Source organism: Paraburkholderia sp. J41, from assembly GCF_905220235.1.
Classification (GTDB): domain Bacteria; phylum Pseudomonadota; class Gammaproteobacteria; order Burkholderiales; family Burkholderiaceae; genus Paraburkholderia.
On sequence record NZ_CAJMZE010000070.1, the window covers coordinates 1 to 3984 of the forward strand.

A 3984-nucleotide genomic window follows, 5' to 3' on the forward strand; every position below is an offset into this window, starting at 1 on the left:
ATGAAAAAGAATCTTCGCGCAATCGCCATCGTCGGTACGCTGCTGGGTGCGGCATCCGTTGGCGCTCACGCTGCAGACGGCACGATCACGTTCACGGGCAACGTGACCGCGCAGACGTGCACGATCTCGGGCAACGGCGGCACCAGCAGCTTCACCGTGGCGCTGCCGACCGTGTCCGCATCGTCGCTGGCCGCCGCAGGCCAAACCGCCGGCCGTACGCCGTTCAACATCGCGCTGACCAACTGCGCACAGAGCGGTAACGTCCATACGTTCTTCGAACAGGGTCCGACCATCGACACGACGACCGGCAACCTGCTCGTCAATGCCGGTGGCGCCACCAACGTCGAGATCCAGTTGCAGAACGCCGACCTCTCGACCATCGCGCTCAACCAGGCTGACTCCGCCCAGAAGTCGGAGTCGGTCGCCATCAGCAGCGGCGCGGCCACGCTGAACTACTACGCCCAGTATTTCGCCACGGGCAAGGCAACCGCCGGCGCGGCGAACTCCAGCGTCATGTACACCATGTCGTACAACTAATGAAGTGACCAGCGAGGCGGAGCGCGCTCCGCTTCGTTGCGCTTCATTCCGTTTCCCGTCTCTCGTTTCATTATCGAAGGTTTGCCGTGAACGCCTCGTTTTCCCTCAAGTCCTGGATGACCGCCGGTGCCGCAGCCCTGGCGCTCGTCGCCGCCATGCAGGCCCATGCCTCGATTGTTATCGCCGGCACCCGCGTCATCTACAACGAGAAGGAACCCGAGGTAACGCTCAAGCTCTCGAACGTCGGCAACACGCCCACCCTGGTGCAGGCGTGGGTCGACAACGGCGACCCCAGGATCTCGCCCACCTCGGTCGACGTGCCGTTTATCGTGACGCCCCCGGCGTCGCGCATCGAACCCGGCAAGGCGCAGACGCTGCGCATCATCCATAGCGCCGGGACGCAGGCCCAGGCCCAGGCCCAGGACCACGAGTCGGTGTACTGGCTCGACGTCCTCGAAATCCCCCCGAAGGCCACGGGCTCGGAAGCGGACGGCAACCAGCTGCAACTCGCCTTTCGCACGCGCATCAAGCTGTTCTACCGGCCGGACGGCCTCAAGGGGCATCCGGAAGACGCGCCCGCCCAGCTCGCCTGGCGGCTGGTGACGCAGAACGGCCATCCCGCGCTCGAGGTCCATAACCCCGGCGAATACCACGTCTCGCTCACGGACGCCGGCGTGTTCGACGGCAACGGCAAGGCGGTCTTCGAGGAGGGCGAGATGGTGGGGCCCGGGGAGACCCGGATCCTTCCGCTCAAGGGCTCGCCGTCCGTGGCGCATTCGGCCGTGGTCCGCTACCACGCCGTGAACGACTACGGCGGAACCGTCGAAGGTACGGCGCAGCTTCGCTGAGCGCATGACCCGCGCCTCCCGGGTGTCCTGACGGATACCGCCTCCGCAATCCCCCGCGGCTGAGCCTGTTTCCCTGATCTGACCGTGTGCCGCGCGCACCGGTCCGGGCAGCGGTTTGCCGTCGAAATCCTGAACCTGCCATGATTCGCCCCGCCACAGAACCGCTCCGCACCGCTACCCTGCGCCTGCGCCCCGTGTGTGCGCTGGTCCTGACCAGTTTCGCCGCGGCGGGCGCGTTCGCGGCGCCGGGCGGCGAACAGGTGGCCCAGGTGCAGTTCAACGAGGCGTTCGTGCAGCAGTTCGGCGCCCTGGCGCTCGACGTGAAGCGCTTCGACGAGGGCAACACGCTCACGGCGGGCAGCTATCGCGCCGACCTCTACGTGAACGGCACGTGGCTGGGGCGCGCGCCGGTCACGCTCAGGGAAACCGGCCCCGGGCGGGTCGAGCCGTGCTTCGATCGCGAACTGCTCGAGCGCGCCGGCGTGAACCTCACGAAGCTCGCCCCCGACGCCGCGGCACGGCTCGAAGCGGGCGCGAACGCCTGCGTGCCGCTGCCGCAGCTCGTGCCGGACGCGACGGCGTCGTTCGACAACGGTGAGCAGCGTCTCGATATCAGCGTGCCCCAGGTGGCGCTGAGCCGCCTGGCGCGCGGCTATGTCGATCCGAAGTTCTGGGACGAGGGCGTCACCTCGGGCATCCTCCAGTACAACGCGAGCGGCTACCATAGCGCCGGCAGCGGCGGGGCGCTGACGCAGGGCTACGTGGGCCTGACCGCGGGGCTGAACATGGGGCCCTGGCGTTTCCGCCACAACGGCAACCTGGCCAGCAGCTCGATCGCGGGCACCCACTACCAGGATGTCCAGACGAGCCTCACGCGCTCGATCGGGCCGCTGAAAAGCCAGCTGGTGATGGGCGACGCCTTCACCGACGGGACCATGTTCGACAGCGTGGGCTTTCGCGGCGTGCAGCTCGCAAGCGACGACCGCATGTACCCCGAGTCCCAGCGCGGCTACGCCCCGGTGATCCACGGCATCGCCCGCAGCAACGCCCACGTGCAGGTGCTGCAGAACGGCAATGTGCTGTACGAGACGAATGTCGCGCCGGGTCCGTTCGAGATCGACGACCTGTATGCGACCGGCTACGGCGGCAACCTCCAGGTCGTGGTGACCGAGGCCGACGGCACGCAGAGCACCTCGCTCGTGCCCTACGCACCGGCCGCCAACGCGCTGCGTCCCGGCGTGACGCGCTATACCGTGACCGCCGGCGAATACCGCAGCGCCACGCTCGACGCCCGCCCGCCGCTGTTCCAGGCGACGGTGCAGCACGGCTTTACGAACCTGGTTACCGGCTACGGCGGCGTGACGGTGGCCGAGGGCTATTTCGCGGCGGTGGCCGGCGCGGCGCTGAACACGCCGTACGGCGCCGTCGGGCTCGACATCACGCAGGCCGGCACGAAACTGCGCGACGGGCGCTCGCAGAACGGCCAGAGCGTGCGGCTGAGCTACAGCAAGCTGTTTTCGCCGACCGGCACCAACCTTGCCGTGGCCGCCTACCGGTTCTCGGAGCGCGGCTATCTCGGCCTCGACGATGCCATGGCCGTGCGCGCCACCGGCAACCTCGCGGCGGATAGCTTCGGCAGCGGCAACCGGCGCAACAACCTGCAACTCACCCTGAACCAGACATTGCCGGCGGGTTACGGCTCGTTCTATCTGACCGGCCTCGCGCAGGACTACTGGAACCATGCCGGAACCGACACGCAGTTCCAGGCGGGCTACAGCAACAACTTCAGACGGATCAACTACGGCGTGTCCGCTTCGCGCCAGTATGAGCAGCTCACGGGCAAGTGGGACAACCGCCTGATGCTGACGCTGTCCGTGCCGCTGGGCATCGGCGCGCACGCGCCCAGTACGCAGACCAGCGTGCAGCGCGACTCGGACGGCGCGACCAGCATCCAGGAAATGATGAGCGGCACGCTGGGCGTCGACAACCGTCTCAGCTACGGCGTGAATGCCGGATACAACGGCGGCGCGCAGACGGTCGGCACGGCGAGCGCGGGCGGCAACGTGTCGTACCGCTCGCCGCTGTCCACGCTCACCGCGAGCGCGTCGGGCGGCCGGGGCGCCAGCCAGTTTGGCGCGGGTGCGTCGGGTTCGGTGGTGGCGTACGGCGGCGGCGTCGTGTTCTCGCCGGCCACGGGCGACACCATGGCCATCGTCGAGGCGAAGGACGCGGAAGGCGCGCGCGTCGCGAGCCAGAGCGGGCTGCGTGTGGACCGCTGGGGGCATGCCCTGGTGCCGGGCCTGACGCCGTTCGCCGACAACGAGATCGAGATCGACCCGAAGGGGCTGCCGGTGAGCGTGGAGCTGAAGTCCACCTCGCAGCACGTGGCGCCCACGGCCGGCGCGGTCGTGCGCACGCGGTTCGAAACCGACAACCCGGGCGCCTCGCTGATCATCCGGGCACGGACGGCCGGCGGCGAGCCGGTGCCCTTCGGCGCGGACGTGTTCGACGCCGCCGGACATCAGGTGGGCACGGTGGCGCAGGCGGGGCAGGTCATGGTTCGTGGTTTGAAGACCGCGAGCGGGGAACTGGCGGTCAG

Annotated in this window: 3 protein-coding genes; all 3 read left to right on the forward strand. The window is 68.6% G+C overall.

Features of this window, described 5'->3' with window-relative positions:
- Positions 1-537, forward strand: coding sequence for a fimbrial protein (locus U5805_RS31380; protein ID WP_322107374.1), 537 nt, complete (start codon positions 1-3; stop codon positions 535-537).
- A gap of 86 nt (positions 538-623) precedes the next feature.
- Positions 624-1385: a fimbria/pilus periplasmic chaperone gene (locus U5805_RS31385; RefSeq protein ID WP_322107375.1), complete on the forward strand. Its 762-nt coding sequence runs from the start codon at positions 624-626 to the stop codon at positions 1383-1385.
- Positions 1386-1525: 140 nt separating this feature from the next.
- Positions 1526-3984, forward strand: a 2459-nt coding sequence (locus tag U5805_RS31390) for a fimbria/pilus outer membrane usher protein (RefSeq protein ID WP_322107376.1), incomplete at its 3' end; no start/stop codon positions are given.

What these genes read in the sequence shown, in the direction of transcription:
- U5805_RS31380 (WP_322107374.1), top strand. Translation starts at nt 1, where the DNA reads ATGAAAAAGAATCTTCGCGCAATCGCCATCGTCGGTACGCTGCTGGGT.